Here is a 16,917-nt window from a genome sequence, read left to right as displayed (position 1 = left end):
GGCACATGAATTACGCAGGGACTATCCCGTGTCAGGATTCGATAAGCATGCCGTCGGGCAAGAAGCGCGATTGCGAGTTTTCCGACCCAGGCGTCCGGAGAGTCCGCACCGCGTCGTTTACGCGTGCGCGTGACCACTGACCAGCACCACTCCAGTCGGCGCCATCGTCTGACCGCGTATTTCAACCCGCATCTGGCCAAGGTTCTCGAGACCCTACAACCCGGACCGAACTATCGGCAGCTATCGCCAGTTATGGGTATTTATGGACAATTTCCCATAAATGTCTATAGTTGTCGATATGGACCCCGCGCTGAACCCGTTCAAACCCGGCTCGGGTCTACGGCCCCCGGCGCTGGAAGGCCGGGACCGGGAACGCCAGGAATTCGAACTCCTCGTCGCCCGCAGCAAACGCGGCAACTACGACCGCGGGATGGTGCTCTCCGGGCTCCGCGGGGTCGGCAAGACCACCCTGCTCAACACCCTCGCCGAGCACGCCGAGCGGCAGGGCTGGCTGGCGATCAACATCGAGGCCAGACCGAACGAGGCCGGAATCGCAGCGGTCCGCGCCCGCCTCGGCTACGAACTCGCCGTCGGCCTGCGCCGTTTCAGCCGCAAACATCAACTCCACAAGGTCATCGACGACCTCGTCTCCCTCGCCCGCGGATTCACCCTCGGCGTCGGCCTGGGCCCGGCCAAGATCGAACTCGCCCTCGGCGGGCGGGCCGCCAGCGGCGACATCGACCTCGACCTCGAGGAGTTGGTCGAAGCGATCAGCGACGTCATGCGCAAGAAAGGCGCCGCGTTCGGACTGTTCATCGACGAAATGCAAGACCTCGACCCCGATCTGCTCGGCGCCCTGCTCGCGGTGCAGCACCGCGCCAGCCAACGAGAATGGCCGTTCTTCGTCATCGGCGCCGGACTGCCCAGCCTGCCGGCGGTGCTCGCCGACAGCCGCTCCTACGCCGAACGGCAATTCTCCTACCGGACCATCGGACCGCTCTCCCCCACAGATGCCGCCGACGCGCTCCGGGTCCCGGTCGAGGAACACGGTGGTGCGTTCACCCCGGACGCCCTCGAGATCGTCGTCGAAGCCAGCGGCGGCTACCCGTACTTCCTGCAAGAGTTCGGCAAGGCGATCTGGCACACCGCCCCCGCCTCCCCCTTCGATACCGAGGACGCCCACCTCGCGGTGGAGGAAGGCCGGAGAGCGTTGGATGACGGGTTCTTCCCGTCCCGGTGGACCCGGGCCACCGACCGGGAGCGCCGGTACCTGCGCGCCATCGCCGAAACCGGGGAACCCACCCCCCGCTCCGGGAAGGTCGCCGCGGCCATGGGTGTGGCGACCACCGCGGTCAGCGATGTCCGGGATTCCGCCATCAAGAAGGGCCTCATCTGGTCCCCCGAACACGGTCGCATCGCGTTCACCGTCCCCGGCATGGCCGACTTCATTCGCCGCCAGCCCACCGCCTGAAGACCCCTGTCCTCGCGCGCGGAGTCGGATCCCACACTCGCTGACAGCACACCCCCGGTGGGGTCGGCACCCTGGTCTCAGCTACCGGACAGTAGGCCTGGTACTCGAATCGTTCTCGCCGGGAGGGACTCTCAGGAAATTCACAGACACCGCGGGGCCGAGTGATGCGACGATGAAGCATGCGCCGCCATCGTTGGCCGGCCCTCGCGCCGCCCACCACCGGGGGGGATCACCGTGCACACGGGCATGCCGATCGTGGCCGAGAACAACCTCACCCTCGAACTGTCCGCCGCGACCGCGTACGCGTCCGGGCTGCTGCTGCGGTTCACGCTATCCGTCACCGGTGCCCGCGCCGACTTCGCACGCTACGAAACCCGCCCCCTGACCGACCCCCACGACTGGTCGGCGCAGTGGTCCTATCTGGCCGTGCGCATCCTCGCCGACGACCTGGGCGGGCTCGCCGATCCGTTCCACCCCGTCCCCGATACCGGCCCGGAGGGATCCGGGCCGTACCGAACCACGCCGCAGTACTGGATCGGCACCTACCCGACCACCGGATCGCTGACCGTCACCACCAGCTGGCCCCAGGTCGGACTCCACCCCACCTCGGTCACCCTCACCCTCGGGCCCAGCCCCTTCCCCACCACCTTCGGGTCCGATGCCCGTCGATGACGGTGTCCGGCTGTGCTCGACGAGCGAATGTTCGGCGGCTGGTGACGATTCCTAGCTTCCGGAACCTACCGGCATCGCTGATAGCTATGCTAGCTAGGATTGCATAGCATCAAATGTCGGCGACAAGGTCGTACACAGCACCCTGTTGCGCGCGGCCGCTGCCGATCCTTCGAGGAACCGTCTCCACTGCGCTAACCGGATTTTCACCAGACGAACTCAACGTAAGCGATCGCTCGTCACTTTCGTCACCGTGATGCAATTCGAGCAGCGTCGCCCTACCGCCTCTTCGGGCGCCCACGACCTACGACCGACCCATGAAGCCGCGGAAGTACTCTCGACCTACACGTGCGCCAACGAGATCTCTCGCGCCGGATGCACGTAGCGCATGTGCCCACCTCCGCCTGTGCACACCACCATTCCCCCGCGCAGGGCTCCGCTGGCGTAGTGCGGCCCGGCCTTCCGGTGTGGGCGAACTCCCGCGGACCGGCCTCCAGGTCTTCGATGTCGGAAGAAGGGAAGGTGCTCACTCGGCGCGGCGCCGGCGCGGCGTGGGGATGTCAGTGCGCGCGCCCTGACCCGGCCTGTTGTTCGCCCACTCGACGATTTCCGAGCGCTTCCACAGCGGGGTGCGGCCGATCTTCTCCACCTGCGCCGGCGCGTGCCCTCGGGAGACGTACCCGCGGAACGTCAAGGCCGACAGCTCGGTACCGGTTTCCTCCTTGATCAGGTCGATGACCTGATCGGTGGTCAGTCGATGTGGGTTGGCCATCTGGTGAGAGTCCTTCCCGTTCATCGCCCGTCGGTGCTGCGGGTGGTCGTTCGGTTGCAGCCCGGCGGTCGACCCGGCAGACGGCGGCGATACGACGCCAGGCGGTGCGGGACTTTCCTCGGGGTGACCCTACAACGCGTGCTGTAATGCCCGCACACGGTTCGTTGGCCCGGTAGCGGTCCGTACGTTCCAACACTACAGCGATGAATTGCAAGGTTTGGAATCCTTGGAGTGGATCCCTCCAGCTGAGGACACCACACGTCCCCAAACATCGTGGGTTCTTCCCCCGAACCGAGAGAACCCGCTCGCTAGCGACAATGTCGACATGCCGCTGCCCTCCCGGCCGATCTCGCCCAAGAGCTCCGAGCTTGCGTGGGGAAACTTCCACGTCGACGAACGCGAACGCCACGACCTCTTGCTCGTTCCCACAGTCGCATCGAAATCACTGTGCGCACAAGCATTCGCGGCTTGGAACCGTCGAGTAGCCCACACCACCGGTTGCGCTGACACGGTGACAGACCCTTCGGCTCAGCGACGGATCGACCCGCTACACCACCCGTGTCAATTCACCTCGACACGGTTGACCACGTACCCTGCCCGCTGGAGCAAGCACACAGGAGGAGAGACAGCATGGGGGTCGGATCGGTGCACGAGAGACTCGTTCATTGCGACGGAATGGGTTACCGCCGGGTGTCGGACGGAGAGGTCTTCGAGGCAGACGCGCGACACGTCGGCATGTTGGCGGCGGTCACGCGATGACGCCCGTCGAAATCGCCGACGGCGTGTTCTTCGTGCACTCCGAGATGGTCAACTGGGTGCTGCTCACCGAAGGCGACGCGGTGACGGTGATCGACACCGGGTACCCGGGGCAGCGCGGTGACGTCGAGGAATCGATCCGGGCTATCGGACGGGATCCGCACGGCATCGAGGCCGTGCTCATCACCCACGCGCATGTCGACCACATCGGCAGCGCACAGTATCTCGCCGACACCTACGGGGCGCCGGTACTGGTACACCCCGCCGAGGCCGCTCACGCCCGCCGGGACTGCCACGAGGTCGCGACCCCCTGGGATGTGCTCAGCAATATCTGGCGCCCCGGGGTCCTGCCCTGGGCGATCAAGCTGATCCGCCTCGGTGGCACGGCCAAGTACGGCATCGACTTCCCCACCCCGATGCCCGTACCCGGCGCCCTAGCCTGCCCGGGTACGCCGGTCCCGGTTCTCGCGCCCGGCCACACCTCCGGTCACACGATCTACCATCTTCCCGATCGCGGTGTGGTGATCTCCGGGGATGCCCTGATCACCGGGCACCTGACCTCTCCGGTCTCCGGGCCCCAGTTGCTGCCGCAGTGGTTCGACCGCGACCGTGGTATGGCCGCGGAGTCACTGCGCATCATCGGAGAGTTGGACGCCGACATTCTCCTGCCCGGACACGGGCCGATCCATCACGGCTCCGTCGCCGAAGCAGCCGCAACCGCACGAGAACGCGTCGGCGCCGCGAGGTGAGGATCGGACCGCATTGACGCGAGACCTTCGTTCCCGCAAGGTCTTCGAGCACGCCACCCGGACCGACAAACGGCTACACGTCGGGCCTGGTCGCCCTATTGCACGCAATGCAGACAATGCGTGCGATCAGGAGGTTTGGGTGGGCGAGGTCCTATGCATGCGGTCCTCGGTCAGCGCCGGCAGGTCGAGGTTGGGTGCCTGGGCGCTGATTCGCATATCCATGCGTTGTCCCCCACGTCCGGACGTGACCCACCACCAAGACCGAGCCGCGAGACCGCCGTAACCGTTGCCGTTGCGGCGATGATCGTTCCCCCAATGAGACCACTCGAACGACGGTGCCTGCCGTGTTATCGGCAATACGACGACAGGGCGGGCGAGGGACAATGCCACCGCGCCGGGATCGAGCCGCCGCCACCAGACGCTCACCGCAACCCGAACGCCTCTCGGAGCACCGCCTGACGATCGCCATACAGGGCGGGCCAATCGGAGGGTGAGTCGTGGCCGGCCCCTCGAGTTCCGACAACGGCTCGGATCCTGTGACATGGGACGGTGACAACCACGCCGAACCAACAAGGCCGACGCACAGCCGCAGGAAGGATCGAGGCTAGCTACCAGCGGACGCCGAAAACTCCCGGGTACATCCTCACCGCGGAACACGCAGTCCCGGGTCAGGGCTGCAGATCCGCGGGTTCACGCTGCGCGGCGGGAGGTGTGGGTGGCCGCGCACATCGGGCACCACGTGCGCTCGCCGACGATCCATTCGTTGATGCGGGCAAAAGCGACCGCCTCGGGCCGGCCGGCGACGGCAGCGTCGAAGGTGTGCTCGCACAGATCGCATCGCAACGTCCAGCCACGCCTGCCTATGGACCGCAGCAATGCATGAACAGTCATGTCACGCCCGCGACTTCGACACTGTGCACCCAGGATGCCACAACCCGCGCGGCCGTGGTGTCCCACACAAGCGCACGCCGAGCCGTCCCAACCCGGACCCGGGTCGCTCCGGCCCCTTCCGTCTCCTCCGCATCAGCACTCAGAAAATGAGGGACGCTCGCCTCTCGATTCTCACGCAGACCACACCGGCGAAGGCCGACGGTAGCAACGGGATACGTGCCGCGGCATCCGGTTTCGGCCGAAAATCGTGACCTCGGCCCGGTCGCCGGACCGCTACGCGTCGGTACCGAGTGCGGACTCGGCGGCGGGCGGGGCCGAATGGTCGTGGACCACGTGCTCCCACCAAGAATCGAGAGGGCTGGGTTCGGGCCACACGATCGCGTCGTCGGCGACCGGCGACGCGCTCTCGCCCCGTTGACTCGCTGTGGTGCCGGTGGTGTCGTTCGAACAGTCGGTCTCAGACATGACCTTGCGCATCCTGTCGCGTCAGCTCGCGTGCGCGTGCCGACGTGGGGGAAGTTGGGCGATCAGCTGTTCCCATTCGTCGAATCGGACGGCGGCGGACCGGCGACGCCGGGGTGGGGGTCCCGCGGCGAGGTCGACCAAACTCCGGGCGGCGCCGAGGACGGTCAGGTGATGACGGCGGGATACGTCGAGGAGTTCGTCGAACGCCTGATCGTCGCTGCAGCCGCGGGCGGCGATCAGGATCCCATTCGCGGTGGCGAGAAGTTCGCGACCGTCGGGCCGCCGGCGGGGAATCAGGCGCGTCGCGCCGGGAACCGGGGCGAGATGTGGTTCGGTGGTGTCCTCGATCATGGGGCGTTGGTCCTTCGCTCTCGTGCATCGACCGGGATCCGCCGGCGTGCCGACGAATCCCCCTAGGACAAACACTATGAGTCACGTCACTGTCGATGCCTGACCAGTTCTAGCACACGTCGCGCGCCGGCCATCTACACAAACGTCCAGGTAAGGGCGCCCATCCGCGCAGGTGGCGCGGCCGGTGGCGATGCGGTAGAACTGAAACAGCGAGACCGGTTTGTGATCTGAACCACATGCAAACGTTACTTTAAGACCCGATTACACCGACTTGACCATCATTTCCGAGGAACGGTAAGGACACCACATGCTGTTCCCGATGGCGCCGACCGACTCACTGTTTCTGCTCGGCGAATCCCGCGAGCATCCGATGCACGTCGGCGGCCTGGCGGTGTTCACCCCACCCGAGGGATCGTCCGCGTCCGACGTGCGAGCGCTGTTCGATGCGGCGCTGATCGGCGACCAGGTGGCGGCGCCCTTCCGTAAACGGGCCCGCCGCTCGGTGACGTCACTCGGCCAGTGGGGCTGGGACACTCTTCCGCACGACGAGGTCGATCTGGAACATCACGTGCGCCGCGACGCCCTGCCGCAGCCGGGAGGAATGGCCGAACTGATGACCCTGGTGTCACGGTTGCACGGCACCCTGCTCGACCGCAGCCGGCCGTTGTGGGAGATGCACCTGATCGAGGGCCTCGCCGACGGCCGCTACGCGATCTACACCAAGATCCACCACGCCCTCGCCGACGGCGCGTCCGCGATGAGGTTGCTCCGCGACAGCATGAGCGAGGACCCGCACCGCCGGAACATGCCCACGCCCTGGCAGCCCCGGACCCCGCTGGCGGCCGTGCCGGACGCGGGCACGGCCGTCACGACCGGTCCCGGCTCCACGCTTCCGGCCATGGCGTGGGACGCGGCCCGCGCCGCGGCAGGCGAGGTGGCCCGCGCCGCGGCAGGCGAGGTGGCCGGACTGCTGCCCGCGGCGTTGGGCACCGTGGACCGCGCCCGCCGCGGCAAGGGTGGTGCGTTGTCGCTCACCGCGCCGCACACCCTGTTCAACGTGCCGATCAGCGGGGCCCGTCACGTCGCCGCCCGGCCGTTCCCCATCGAACGGATTCGGCTGCTGGCCAAGCACGCCGACGCCACCATCAACGACGTGCTGACGATGTGCGCGGGCACCCTGCGGGAACGTTGTACCCGGGGTCAGTGTCGTCGGTGTTCGACGACCCAAGCCGCGATCTGCGTCCGGGATGTGAAGCCCAGCTTGGTCAGGATGTGTTCGACGTGCCCCTGGGCGGTGCGTTGTGAGATGACCAGGCGGGCGGCAATCGCCCTGTTGGTCAGCCCCTCGGCGACGAGGTCGGCCACCTGCCGCTCCCGTTTGGTCAACTCGGTCGACTGGCCTGTGGTCGGAGGTGTGGCCTCGGAGTCCTCGCCGAGGGCGTAGGCGATGGCGGCGTCGACATCGAGCGAGCTGCCTTGGCGGTGTGCGGCCTCGAATGTCCTTTGGCCTAGGGCCCTGCGGGTGTTCTGCTCGCATTCGTCGTGATGGACGAGCAGGTTGGGGAGCAACATGGTGGAGGCGCCGGTCGCCTGACTCATTGCCTGGGCTGCGCCCATCAGCACGGCGGCGCGCCGGGCGCTGCCCTCTGCGGTCGCGATCCAGGCCAGTCCCTCGATACAGTGCGCGGCCAGGAATGGGTCCCTTCGGCGACGGACCAGTGCAAGCCCCTGCCGCAGCAGCTCCAGCGCACGACCGTGATCGCCCTGGCGCCAGACGGCTATCGCGGTGCCCCACAGTGCGTATGACCGATACACCGATTCGCCGCGGGATTCAGTGATCGTGAGGGCCTTCTCGCGGCACTCGAGGGCGCCGGTGGTGTCCTGCTGCAGTTCGCGAGCCCATCCGAGTGTAAGGAGCACCAAGACCTGTGCATGGAGATCGCCCTGCGCGGTGAATGCATCGAGCGCTTCCTGCAACAGTTCGATTGCGTGGGTGAAGTCGCCGGTGTTGACCTCGTGACGCCCCTGGGTGAGCTCCGCGAACGCGCGCGTAACCGGGTCCGTGGACCGTTCGGCGAGAGCCCCGGATTCCGCGACCAGCGCGGTCGCTGCGGCTTGGTCTCCCTGTGCCTCGGTCAGGGTGCAGTCCCGGTACAACCCCTTGGCGCGCACCGCGGATGCGGCATTGGGTGCGGCGGTGAGGGCGCGGGAGAGCCAGTGCCGGCCCTCGCCGAGGAGGCCGCGGGAGTACCAGAACGGTTGCAGGGCTGTCGCGAAAGCCAATGCGGAGTCCGCGTCCTCGGTGAGGGCGAAGTCGAGAGCCTCCCGGAGATTGGGTTGTTCGCGGTCCAGACGGGCGATCCAGTCGAGCTGTCGGGCGCTGATCCATCCGGCGTCGGCGTCGAGCGCGAGCTGCCGGTACCAGTCGAGGTGCCGCCGCCGCAGGTCGGCGAGCTCGCCGGACTCCTGCACCTTCTCGTGGCCGTAGTCGCGCAGGGTGTCAAGCATCCGGAACCGCACCGCGGTGCCTGACTCCTCCCGGATGAGGATGGACTTGTCGACGAGGGCGGTCAGCACATTGAGCAGCTCGCCCGCCTCCGTATCGCACCGGCACACCCGTTCGGCGGCGTCGAGTTCGACGCTGCCGGCGAACACCGACAACTGCGCCCACAGCTGCCGTTCGGTCGTGGTGCACAACTCGTAACTCCAGTCGACACAAAAGCGCAGAGTCTGCTGACGGGTCGGCGCGCCGCGACCGCCGCGCGCGAGCAGCGTGAAACGGCCGGACAGCCGCTGCAGGATCTGTTCGGGCGAGAGCGCCCGCAACCGCGCCGCCGCGAGCTCGATCGCGAGCGGCAGCCCGTCCAGGCGGCGGCAGATCCTGGCCACGGCGGCCGTGTTGCCGTCGGTGATTTCGAATCCCGGCAGTGCTGTGGCGGCGCGGTCGGCGAACAAGCCGACCGCGTCGTAACTGCGCATTCCCTGCCGCGACGGTTCGTGGGCCGGATCGGGAACCGTCAGCGGAGGCACCCGCAGCACCGCCTCACCCTCGATCCCCAGCCCTTCGCGGCTGGTGGCGAGGATCCGCAGCCCGGGGCAGGCGCGTAGCAGCGTCTCGGCCAGCTGCGCCGCCGCGTCGATCACCTGTTCGCAGTTGTCGAGGATCAGCAGCACCTCCCGTGGCGCCAGAAAATCCACCAAGACTTCCCGCACCGGCCGCGTCGACCGGGGCCGCATCCCCAGCGCGGCGGCGACCATGTCCGCCAGCAGCGCCCCGTCGCGCAACTCGCCCAACTCGACCAGCCAGACCCCGTCCGCGAAGTCCCGCCGCGCGCCCGTCGCGACCCGCAGCGCCAGACGGGTCTTGCCCACGCCACCGATCCCCGTCAACGTCACCAGCCGGGATACCGCCAGCAGCCGCTTCGCCTCGGACAGCTCGGTGCGGCGGCCCACGAACGTGGACAGCTCGACCGGGAGATTCCCCTTGCCGCTCGCCGAGCCGCCGGTGGTCGAGGGTGGGAGGCCGGTGGTCAGCGGCACCGGCGCGGCCGAGTCACCCGCCGGCTGGCCGGTGTCCGGTTCGGGGCGTAGCGCCATCTCGTCGACCGGGAACCCGTGTCGCGCCTGCAATTGTTGGAGTCGTTCGCCGAGGGCGACCGCCGCGGGCCGGTCGTCTGGTGCGCGGGCCATGGCGTGTTCGATCACTGCCGCCAGGTCGTTGTCGATGCCGTGCTCGCGCAGGTCCGGCACCGGTTGGCTGGTGATCCGGAGGAACTGCGCCACCACCTGCTCGCCGCTGCGGCGCTCGAACGCGGCGTGCCCGGTCAACGCCGCGAACAGGGTGGCGCCGAGACCGTACACGTCTGCGGCGGTCGTCGGCGGGTCCCCGGTGAGCACTTCCGGGCCGGTGAACGCCGGCGACCCGGCGACCGTGCCGGTCGCGGTCTCGAACCCGCCGGTGATGTGCGCGATACCGAAGTCCGTCAACACCGGTTCCCCGTAGTCGGTGAGCAGGATGTTCGCCGGCTTGACGTCCCGGTGCAGGATTCCGGCCCGATGCGCGATCCCGAGTGCTCCGGCCATCTTTACCCCGAGCCGCAGCACCTCCTCCCGCGTGAGCGGACCGTGCCGCCGGATCCGCACGTCGAGGGACCCCTGCCGGTGGTACGGCATCACCAGATACGGGCGACCGCTGTCGGTGGTCCCGACCTGCAGCACCCCCGCGATGTTCGGATGCCCGGTCAGTCGGCCCCTTGCCCGCTGCTCCCGTAGGAACCGCTCCCGGTTCTCCTCGTCCACCTCGGCGGTGAGCACCTTTACCGCCACCGTCCGCTCCAGCAGGGCCTGGGTGCAGCGGTACACCACACCGAAGCCCCCACGCCCGATCTCCTCGGCGGCGTCGAACCCCGCCGCACCCAACTCGTTCGTGACCGCGACGGTCACCTCACGTTGGGTTCGGAACGGGTCGCTGTCGGTCATCGGGTGCGTACACTCTCCGCCGCTCGATACCCCCAACAGCCGGGCGGACATACTCACAATCTCGGGCGATGCCCGTTCAGGATATCGCTCATCGTGCGCATCCGATTCCCTGCTGTGTTCCGAATATCCGCACCCGCGGATCCGTTGTGATGACCACATCGACTCCCGTTTGGTCTCGAGCATGAGGACGCCGCTTTCGGCCTTGGCTCATACCTCGGCGATGCCGGCACCCATGGTGCCGCCACGGATCACTCCGATTAGTTGCGTGGTCGTCTCTCCGAACTAGTTCAGCCGATGCTCGGGACGATTACCGGTTTGATCTCGGTCAGCCGCTGCATTCCGGCCAGCGCATCCGTCACGTGGTCAAGGCCGTACCGTCCGGTCAGCAGGCGGTCGAAGTCGAACCGATCGTTGGTGTCGCTCATGAACCGAAGCGCACGCCAGTACTCGGCTTCCGACGCCGAGAAGGAGCCGATGACGTTGATGTTGCCGCGGGTAATCGCTGTCGGCTCGAACTCCACCTTGTGCGGACCGACCTGCCCCGCCACCAGGAACCGCCCGCCGCGGCGGACCATCGACAGGCCCTCACCGAATGCTGTCCGGGCACCGGAGAACTCCATTACCACCTCGGCGCCTGCACCGTCGGTCAGGTCCCTGATCGCTTGGACTCGTGCCTCGGGGTCGGGGTGCCCCGAAACGGATACGGTGTCCGTGGCCCCCCACGCGCGTGCCAGGTCCAGCCGATCAGCGGGATCGCCGATGACGATGCACCGCGTCGCACCCAGGTGCGAGGCTACCGCCGTGGCGAACAGGCCGAGCGGTCCGGCGCCCTGGATCACGACTGTCTGCCACGACTGCAGCGGACCGAGCTGGTCGAAGGCCTTGATGACCGTGCGGAGCGCGCAACTCGAGGCCGACGCCCATTCGGATTTGACGTTCGCCGGGATCTTGATTTTGCGTGAGGTCGGGTAGACGTAGCAGTAGTCGGCGAATCCCCCGACCAGGTAGGGGAAGCGCTCGCAGTTGACGCCGTAGTTCTTGCGGTTGGGGCACAGGTTCGGCTGGTTGGCGACGGTGCAGTGATAGCAGCTGCCGCATCGGCCCTGGGTGAAGACGATCCGGTCGCCGACGTCGAGCGGCGCGCCGACCACGTCGGTAACGTCACCCGAGCCCAGCGCCACCACGGTGCCAGCCATCTCGTGGCCCGGGATGATCGGCAGTTCCAGCGGCCGGATCGCGGACAGCGAGCCGTCCCACAGGTGAACGTCGCTGCCGCACACCGTCGCCGCGTCGATCTTGACCAGCACCGCACCGGCTTCGAGTTCGGGGACGGTGACCTCTCGGACCTCGAGTGGCTCGTTGAAGGCCGTCACCACCGCGGCCCGCGCGGTCCGGGGAACGTCGAGGGTCGTCGTCATCGCGATGCCCTTTCCAGGTTGTTGTGGACCACGGGGGGCGCGATCACGGATGTCAGGTCGAAGCAGTCCTTTTCGACCTCGGCGAAGGTCCGGCTCACCCGCGGGTCGTGGCCGGGGACCACCACCGTTCCGGTGCGCCCGTTCAGATCGCGGAGTTGTTCGTAGCCGGCGAAGAGGTCCTCGAGGTTGTGGAACATGCTGAAAGGCCGGTCGGTTTCGTATTCCTCCGCGAAGTGGGCGGCGTCCGACGCGAGGACCACCTGGCCGGAGGTCGCCGCGATCTCGACAAGCATCTGACCGGGAGTGTGGCCGCCGACGGCCCAGGCCATGAGTCCGGGCAGCACCTCGGCACGATCGTCGATGAAGTGGAACCGGCCGTCCCGGGCGAAGTTCTGGATCATCGTGCGCTCTTCGTCCTCCACCACCCAGCAGGTGGGAAATCGGTTGGCGTAGGGTCCGGTGATCCAGTCAAATTCTGAACGTGCAAGGGTGAATTCAGCGTTCGGAAACAGGCCGATGTTGCCGACGTGGTCGTAGTGTGCGTGCGAGATCACGACGTGGTCGATATCGCCCGCGGCGACGCCCATCCGGGAGAGCAGTTCGAGGGGATTCGTACCGACGTACCGTCCTTTCCTTGCGGCCCGGTCGGTGTCGTACCCGCAGTCGACGAGGACGGTCTTGTTGCCGCTCTTGAGCAGCCAGAAGTACCAGTCGACGTGCTGCTCGGCATCGGGCTGGTCGGACAGGTGGTATCCGTAGAAGTACGAGGACCGCTTGCCGACGCTCTGGGCGTATCGCAGGGCATGGACCGAGAATTGCTCGGACATCTGCAGCCTTCCTTTCATGTGTGGGCGAAGGTGTTCACCGGTGGTGTCGGGCTACGTGACCGGCCACTGGATGTGCACCGGCTCGAGGAACTCCCGAATGCCGGCTTCGCCGAATTCGCGCCCGATTCCGCTGTTCTTCCAGCCGCCGTTCGGTGCGTCCGGGCGCTTCGGGCCGCCGCCGTTGATGGATACCTGCCCGACATCGAGCCGCGGTGCGATCTCCATCGCTTCGTCGTGGGGACCCCACACGGTCGCGTGCAGACCGAACGTGGAGTCGTTGGCGATCGCGATCGCCTCGTCGACGGTGTCGTAGACCTGCACGCTGGCGACGGGCCCGAAGATTTCCTCCTGATTGCAGCGGGCATCGTTGGCCAGTCCACCGATCAGCGTCGGCGGCACCCACCAGCCGGTGGCTTGCGGTTCGTGGCCGCGGGCAAGCACGGTGCCGCCGTCGCTGAGTGCGTTGCCGATGTGGGCGAGCACACTCTGCCGATGACGCTCGCTGATCACGGGGCCGACCAGGGTTCGGGTGTCCCAGGGGTCGCCGACAGCGACCGAGTCGAAGTACTCGCGACTCGCGTCCACGAAGGCGTCGTACTGCGAGCGGTGTAGGAGGATGCGGGTCGGTGAGGCGCACCCTTGACCGGCGTTGCGGAGGTATCGCGAGTGGATCGGCTCGACAACGGCCTCGACGTGTGCGGTGGGCAGCACGATCGCCGCGGACTTGCCGCCGAGTTCGAGCACCACGTCCCGCAGTCCCTGGGCGGCGGTCGTCATGACCGCCTTGCCGGCCGGAACCGAGCCGGTGAAGCTGACCTTCGCCACCTCGGGCCGCGAGATCAGGTGCTGCGCGACGTCGACACCACCGGCGAGCACGCTGACCGAGGACTCCGGCCAACCCGCCTCCTGCACATAGCGGCCGAAGTTGAGGATCCCCAGCGGCGCGTTCGGCGAGGAGAGCAGCACGCTCGGGCAACCGGCGGCATAGGCGGCGCCCACCTTGATCGCGGCGAAGAGCAGCGGATAGTTGTAGGCGGCGATGCCGGCGATCACACCCGCCGGACGGTGGATCACGATCGATTCGCTCGCCGGTGGGCCGTCGAACACCCCGAGGTGCTCGGTCCGGTCGGTCAGGGCACCCTGCGCCATCCATCGCAGGACACTGATCGGGGTGTCCACGTGCAGCCCCTTGGCGGTGGAGACTGGGGTGCCGATCTCGTTCACCGAGATCGCGAGGATCTCGTCGGCGTGCGCTTCGAACACATCGGCCAATCGGTCCAGCGCGGCGGACCGCTCCTTGGCATCGCCCATCTCGTCCCGGTCGAGTCCGGCTCTGGCTATCGCCGTGGCGCGTTCGATCTGGGCGGGGGTGGCCGCAGCCACCTCGGCGATGATCTCCTCGGTCGCCGGGTTGTGCACCGGGAAGGTCTCACCACCGCCGCGTTCGAAGGTGCCACCGATCCGTAGGTCGAGTTCCTGGTTCACACGGGTCGACTGTGCTGGGTGTAGCGAAGTAGTCATGTGCTTGTGTTCCTCTGTGTTAACTGGTCTCGGCTGTCAGGCCGATGCGGTGGCGGATTCGGTGGCAGACTCCGGCGCACGCGCGGGGGCCAGCTGGGATCGGGTGATCCGCCAGAGCGCGAAAGTCAGCACGAAAGAGATCGCGAAGAGCAGCGAGGCCGCGAGGTACATCGTCCGACCGCTCACGACGGTGATCGCGTAGCCGGCCGCGATCGGAGCGAGGATCGAGCCGAACCGGCTGATGCCGTACATGTAGCCCAGTCCCCGGCCGCGCAGCTGTACCGGGTAGAGCTGCGGTGCGGCGGACACGTATGAGGTCATCGACGCGAAGGCCGCGAAGCCGAGCACGGCTGCGGCCGCCATTGCGGCCCCTCCTTCCATCGTCATGGCGAACACGATCTGGGAAACGATGGCAATCCCGAGGAAGATCCAACCGAGATGTGTGGCTGCCATCCGAATACCGATGATGCCGAACGTGATTGCACCGATCATCGCGCCGAAGCTGATCAGGGTGCCCACCGTGGTTCCGACATCGGCGCTTCCGCTTTCGTTGGCGATGAGCTGTGGGGTCCAGGAGGCGACGAAGTAGTAGGCGGCGGTCAGGACCGCGTAGGCGGACCACAGCAGCAGCGACCGCTTACGGAACACGCTGTCGAGCAAGGAGGCCTTCGTGTCGACACTCGTTTCCGCCCTGCCGACCGGTGCCTGCGCGTCCGGATCAACGTCCTCGAGACCCATGCGATCCGCGATCTTCGCAATACGCCGCTTCGCCTCCGGGGTGCCCTGCGCGACCAGGAACGACAGCGACTCGGGCATCAGGACGACGATGTACACCAAGATGACCGCGGTCAGTACCGCGCCGGCCCAGAAGAAGATCTGCCACGCACCGCCGAAGGTGTTCACCAGCGACAGGCCGATGATCCCGCCGCCGATCGTGCCGATCGAGAAGCCGATGGTGACCAGGCCCGCGGCGAGATTCCGCTTGTTGATCGCCGAGTACTCCTGAGCGATCAGGATGCTCAGTGTAGACAACACCCCGACCGCGACACCGGTCAGGAATCGGGTTCCAAACATCACCTCCACGTTGGGGGCGAGTGCGGTTCCGATCATCGCGATCAGGTTGAGCGCGACACCGGCGATCAGCAGGGTCCGCCGGCCGAACCGGTCGGCCAGCGGGGCGACCAGGATGGCGCCGACCGCCATACCGATCAGGCCGGTACTGATGAGCCATCCCTTGACCGCGGCGGACGCGAATCCGTCCGGGAGGTGCGGTAGCGCGAACCCGACCACTGAGAGGTCGTACCCGTCGACCAGGTTGCAGAGCATTGCCCCGAAGATCACCAGGTACTGGCGGAATGTCATGCGGCTCTGGGCCACTGCGGACGCGACGTCCATATTCTTGCCCTTCTAGCAGGAAGTCAGAGGATCGACCACGCAGGTGTTCACACACCAACCGGCCATAGAATATATCTTCTATTGTTACTCGTGATGTGTCAAGGCTCACTGCCCTCGAATCACTGGGCGCACATCACAGCGGCCGAGTCCGATGGATACCGACGGGAGCTCAATGCTGCTACCGGCCCGTGACCAGCAGAAACACTGAGTGCGACTGGCGACTATCGGCCGACGAAAACACCCTTCCGCTTCTCCTTGAAGGCCGCCATCGCCTCCACCGAGTCCTCGGTGGACTGGATGATCGCCTGATGGGAGGAGATCAGATCCAAAGATGCTGCCAGGGAAAGTGTTTCGCCGTGAACGGTGGCGCGCTTGATCATCCGCATCGCGAGCGGGGGTTGCGCCGCCAGGCGACAGGCGAACTCGTCGAGCTTGGCATCGAACTCGTCGTCCGGGTAGACGTGGTTCACCAGGCCGATCTCCAGCGCGGTGTCGGCGTCGACGAAATCTCCCGTCCACAGCAGTTCCAAGGCCTTGGCCTTGCCCACGAGTCGGGGAAGGAAGTGGCATCCGCCGTCCCCCGGCAGCAGTCCGACCCTGATGTAACCCTCCGACATCCGGGCCCCCTCCGCCGCCACCCGGATGTCCGCCATCAATGCCATGTCCATTCCGGCCCCCACCGCGACACCCGACACCCCGGCGATGTACGGCTTGTCGAAGCGCTCGACCGCACGCGCGACGATGTGCACTCGGTCGGTCAGCATGGCCTTGTCGGAATACGGCGTGGCGCGGTCGGTCGCGAAATCCTCCAGATCGACTCCCGCGCAGAACGCACCGCCGGCACCGGAGACCGTTACCACTCGAACGGCGTCGTCATGTCGCGCGTCGTCGAGAATGGATGCCCAGTCCTCGAGCATTCCGAACGTGAAGGCGTTCCTGCGGTGCGGACGGTTCAGCAGGATGCGACCAACTCCGCCTTCGACGGTGAACTCGATGTCTGCCATTGCTTCAGCTCCTCCATGTTGATTAGATAATCTAGAATATACTGTCTATCTTGAATCGAAAAGCCCAGGGCAACAACGGACTCGGAAGTGGGTTGGCCTGCGCAACCGATCGATCCGGTCGGCCGAGGGAATGATCAGTCCGAATGTTC

At 66.8% G+C, this 16,917-nt stretch carries 12 protein-coding genes and 2 pseudogenes; 4 read left to right on the top strand and 10 right to left on the bottom strand.

What is annotated here, in order from left to right; translation table 11 throughout:
• The first annotated feature begins 298 nt into the window (after positions 1 to 298).
• Positions 299 to 1,471, top strand: coding sequence for an ATP-binding protein (locus CJ179_RS35025; protein WP_095864428.1), 1,173 nt, complete (start codon positions 299 to 301; stop codon positions 1,469 to 1,471).
• Between the two features lie 179 nt (positions 1,472 to 1,650).
• Positions 1,651 to 2,143, top strand: a pseudogene (locus CJ179_RS35020) (hypothetical protein).
• 523 nt (positions 2,144 to 2,666) lie between these two features.
• On the opposite strand, the gene CJ179_RS35015 reads toward CJ179_RS35020, so the two are convergent.
• Positions 2,667 to 2,912, bottom strand: coding sequence for an AlpA family transcriptional regulator (locus tag CJ179_RS35015; RefSeq protein ID WP_095864799.1), 246 nt, complete (start codon positions 2,910 to 2,912; stop codon positions 2,667 to 2,669).
• Between the two features lie 755 nt (positions 2,913 to 3,667).
• On the opposite strand from CJ179_RS35015, the gene CJ179_RS35010 reads away from it, so the two are divergent.
• On the top strand, positions 3,668 to 4,417 hold the full coding sequence (locus tag CJ179_RS35010) for an MBL fold metallo-hydrolase (RefSeq protein ID WP_095864427.1): 750 nt from the start codon (positions 3,668 to 3,670) through the stop codon (positions 4,415 to 4,417).
• 690 nt (positions 4,418 to 5,107) lie between these two features.
• On the opposite strand, the gene CJ179_RS35005 is transcribed toward CJ179_RS35010, so the two are convergent.
• The 3 genes from CJ179_RS35005 to CJ179_RS34995 all read right to left on the bottom strand — a co-directional run bounded on the left by CJ179_RS35005 (position 5,108) and on the right by CJ179_RS34995 (position 6,124).
• On the bottom strand, positions 5,108 to 5,308 hold the full coding sequence (locus CJ179_RS35005) for a hypothetical protein (RefSeq protein ID WP_095864426.1): 201 nt from the start codon (positions 5,306 to 5,308) through the stop codon (positions 5,108 to 5,110).
• 273 nt (positions 5,309 to 5,581) lie between these two features.
• Positions 5,582 to 5,773, bottom strand: coding sequence for a hypothetical protein (locus CJ179_RS35000; protein WP_095864798.1), 192 nt, complete (start codon positions 5,771 to 5,773; stop codon positions 5,582 to 5,584).
• A gap of 21 nt (positions 5,774 to 5,794) precedes the next feature.
• Positions 5,795 to 6,124, bottom strand: a complete 330-nt coding sequence (locus CJ179_RS34995) for an ANTAR domain-containing protein (RefSeq protein ID WP_095864425.1) — start codon at positions 6,122 to 6,124, stop codon at positions 5,795 to 5,797.
• Between the two features lie 307 nt (positions 6,125 to 6,431).
• Here CJ179_RS34995 and CJ179_RS34990 point away from each other — a divergent pair.
• Positions 6,432 to 7,307: pseudogene (locus tag CJ179_RS34990) on the top strand (wax ester/triacylglycerol synthase family O-acyltransferase); the annotation flags it as partial.
• A gap of 17 nt (positions 7,308 to 7,324) precedes the next feature.
• On the opposite strand, the gene CJ179_RS34985 reads toward CJ179_RS34990, so the two are convergent.
• The 6 genes from CJ179_RS34985 to CJ179_RS34960 all read right to left on the bottom strand — a co-directional run bounded on the left by CJ179_RS34985 (position 7,325) and on the right by CJ179_RS34960 (position 16,768).
• Positions 7,325 to 10,603: a protein kinase gene (locus CJ179_RS34985; RefSeq protein WP_095864424.1), complete on the bottom strand. Its 3,279-nt coding sequence runs from the start codon at positions 10,601 to 10,603 to the stop codon at positions 7,325 to 7,327.
• Between the two features lie 287 nt (positions 10,604 to 10,890).
• Positions 10,891 to 12,021, bottom strand: coding sequence for a zinc-binding dehydrogenase (locus tag CJ179_RS34980; RefSeq protein ID WP_095864423.1), 1,131 nt, complete (start codon positions 12,019 to 12,021; stop codon positions 10,891 to 10,893).
• Positions 12,018 to 12,848, bottom strand: a complete 831-nt coding sequence (locus CJ179_RS34975) for an N-acyl homoserine lactonase family protein (protein WP_179377747.1) — start codon at positions 12,846 to 12,848, stop codon at positions 12,018 to 12,020. Before CJ179_RS34975 ends, CJ179_RS34980 begins: the two co-directional genes overlap by 4 nt.
• A gap of 51 nt (positions 12,849 to 12,899) precedes the next feature.
• A complete protein-coding gene (locus tag CJ179_RS34970) occupies positions 12,900 to 14,369 on the bottom strand; it encodes an aldehyde dehydrogenase family protein (RefSeq protein ID WP_095864421.1) in 1,470 nt (489 codons plus the stop codon).
• Between the two features lie 36 nt (positions 14,370 to 14,405).
• The gene (locus CJ179_RS34965; RefSeq protein ID WP_095864420.1) at positions 14,406 to 15,764 is read right to left on the bottom strand and encodes an MFS transporter; all 1,359 of its coding nucleotides are present in this window, start codon (positions 15,762 to 15,764) and stop codon (positions 14,406 to 14,408) included.
• A 221-nt stretch (positions 15,765 to 15,985) separates the two neighbouring features.
• Positions 15,986 to 16,768, bottom strand: a complete 783-nt coding sequence (locus CJ179_RS34960) for an enoyl-CoA hydratase/isomerase family protein (protein WP_095864419.1) — start codon at positions 16,766 to 16,768, stop codon at positions 15,986 to 15,988.
• Between the last annotated feature and the right edge of the window lie 149 nt (positions 16,769 to 16,917).

The sequence above is a fragment of the Rhodococcus sp. ACS1 genome, assembly GCF_002300155.1.
Classification (GTDB): Bacteria; Actinomycetota; Actinomycetes; order Mycobacteriales; family Mycobacteriaceae; genus Rhodococcus_F; species Rhodococcus_F koreensis.
The sequence above is the reverse complement of the archived record's forward strand: the minus strand, read 5'-3'. Positions and strand labels throughout refer to the sequence as shown.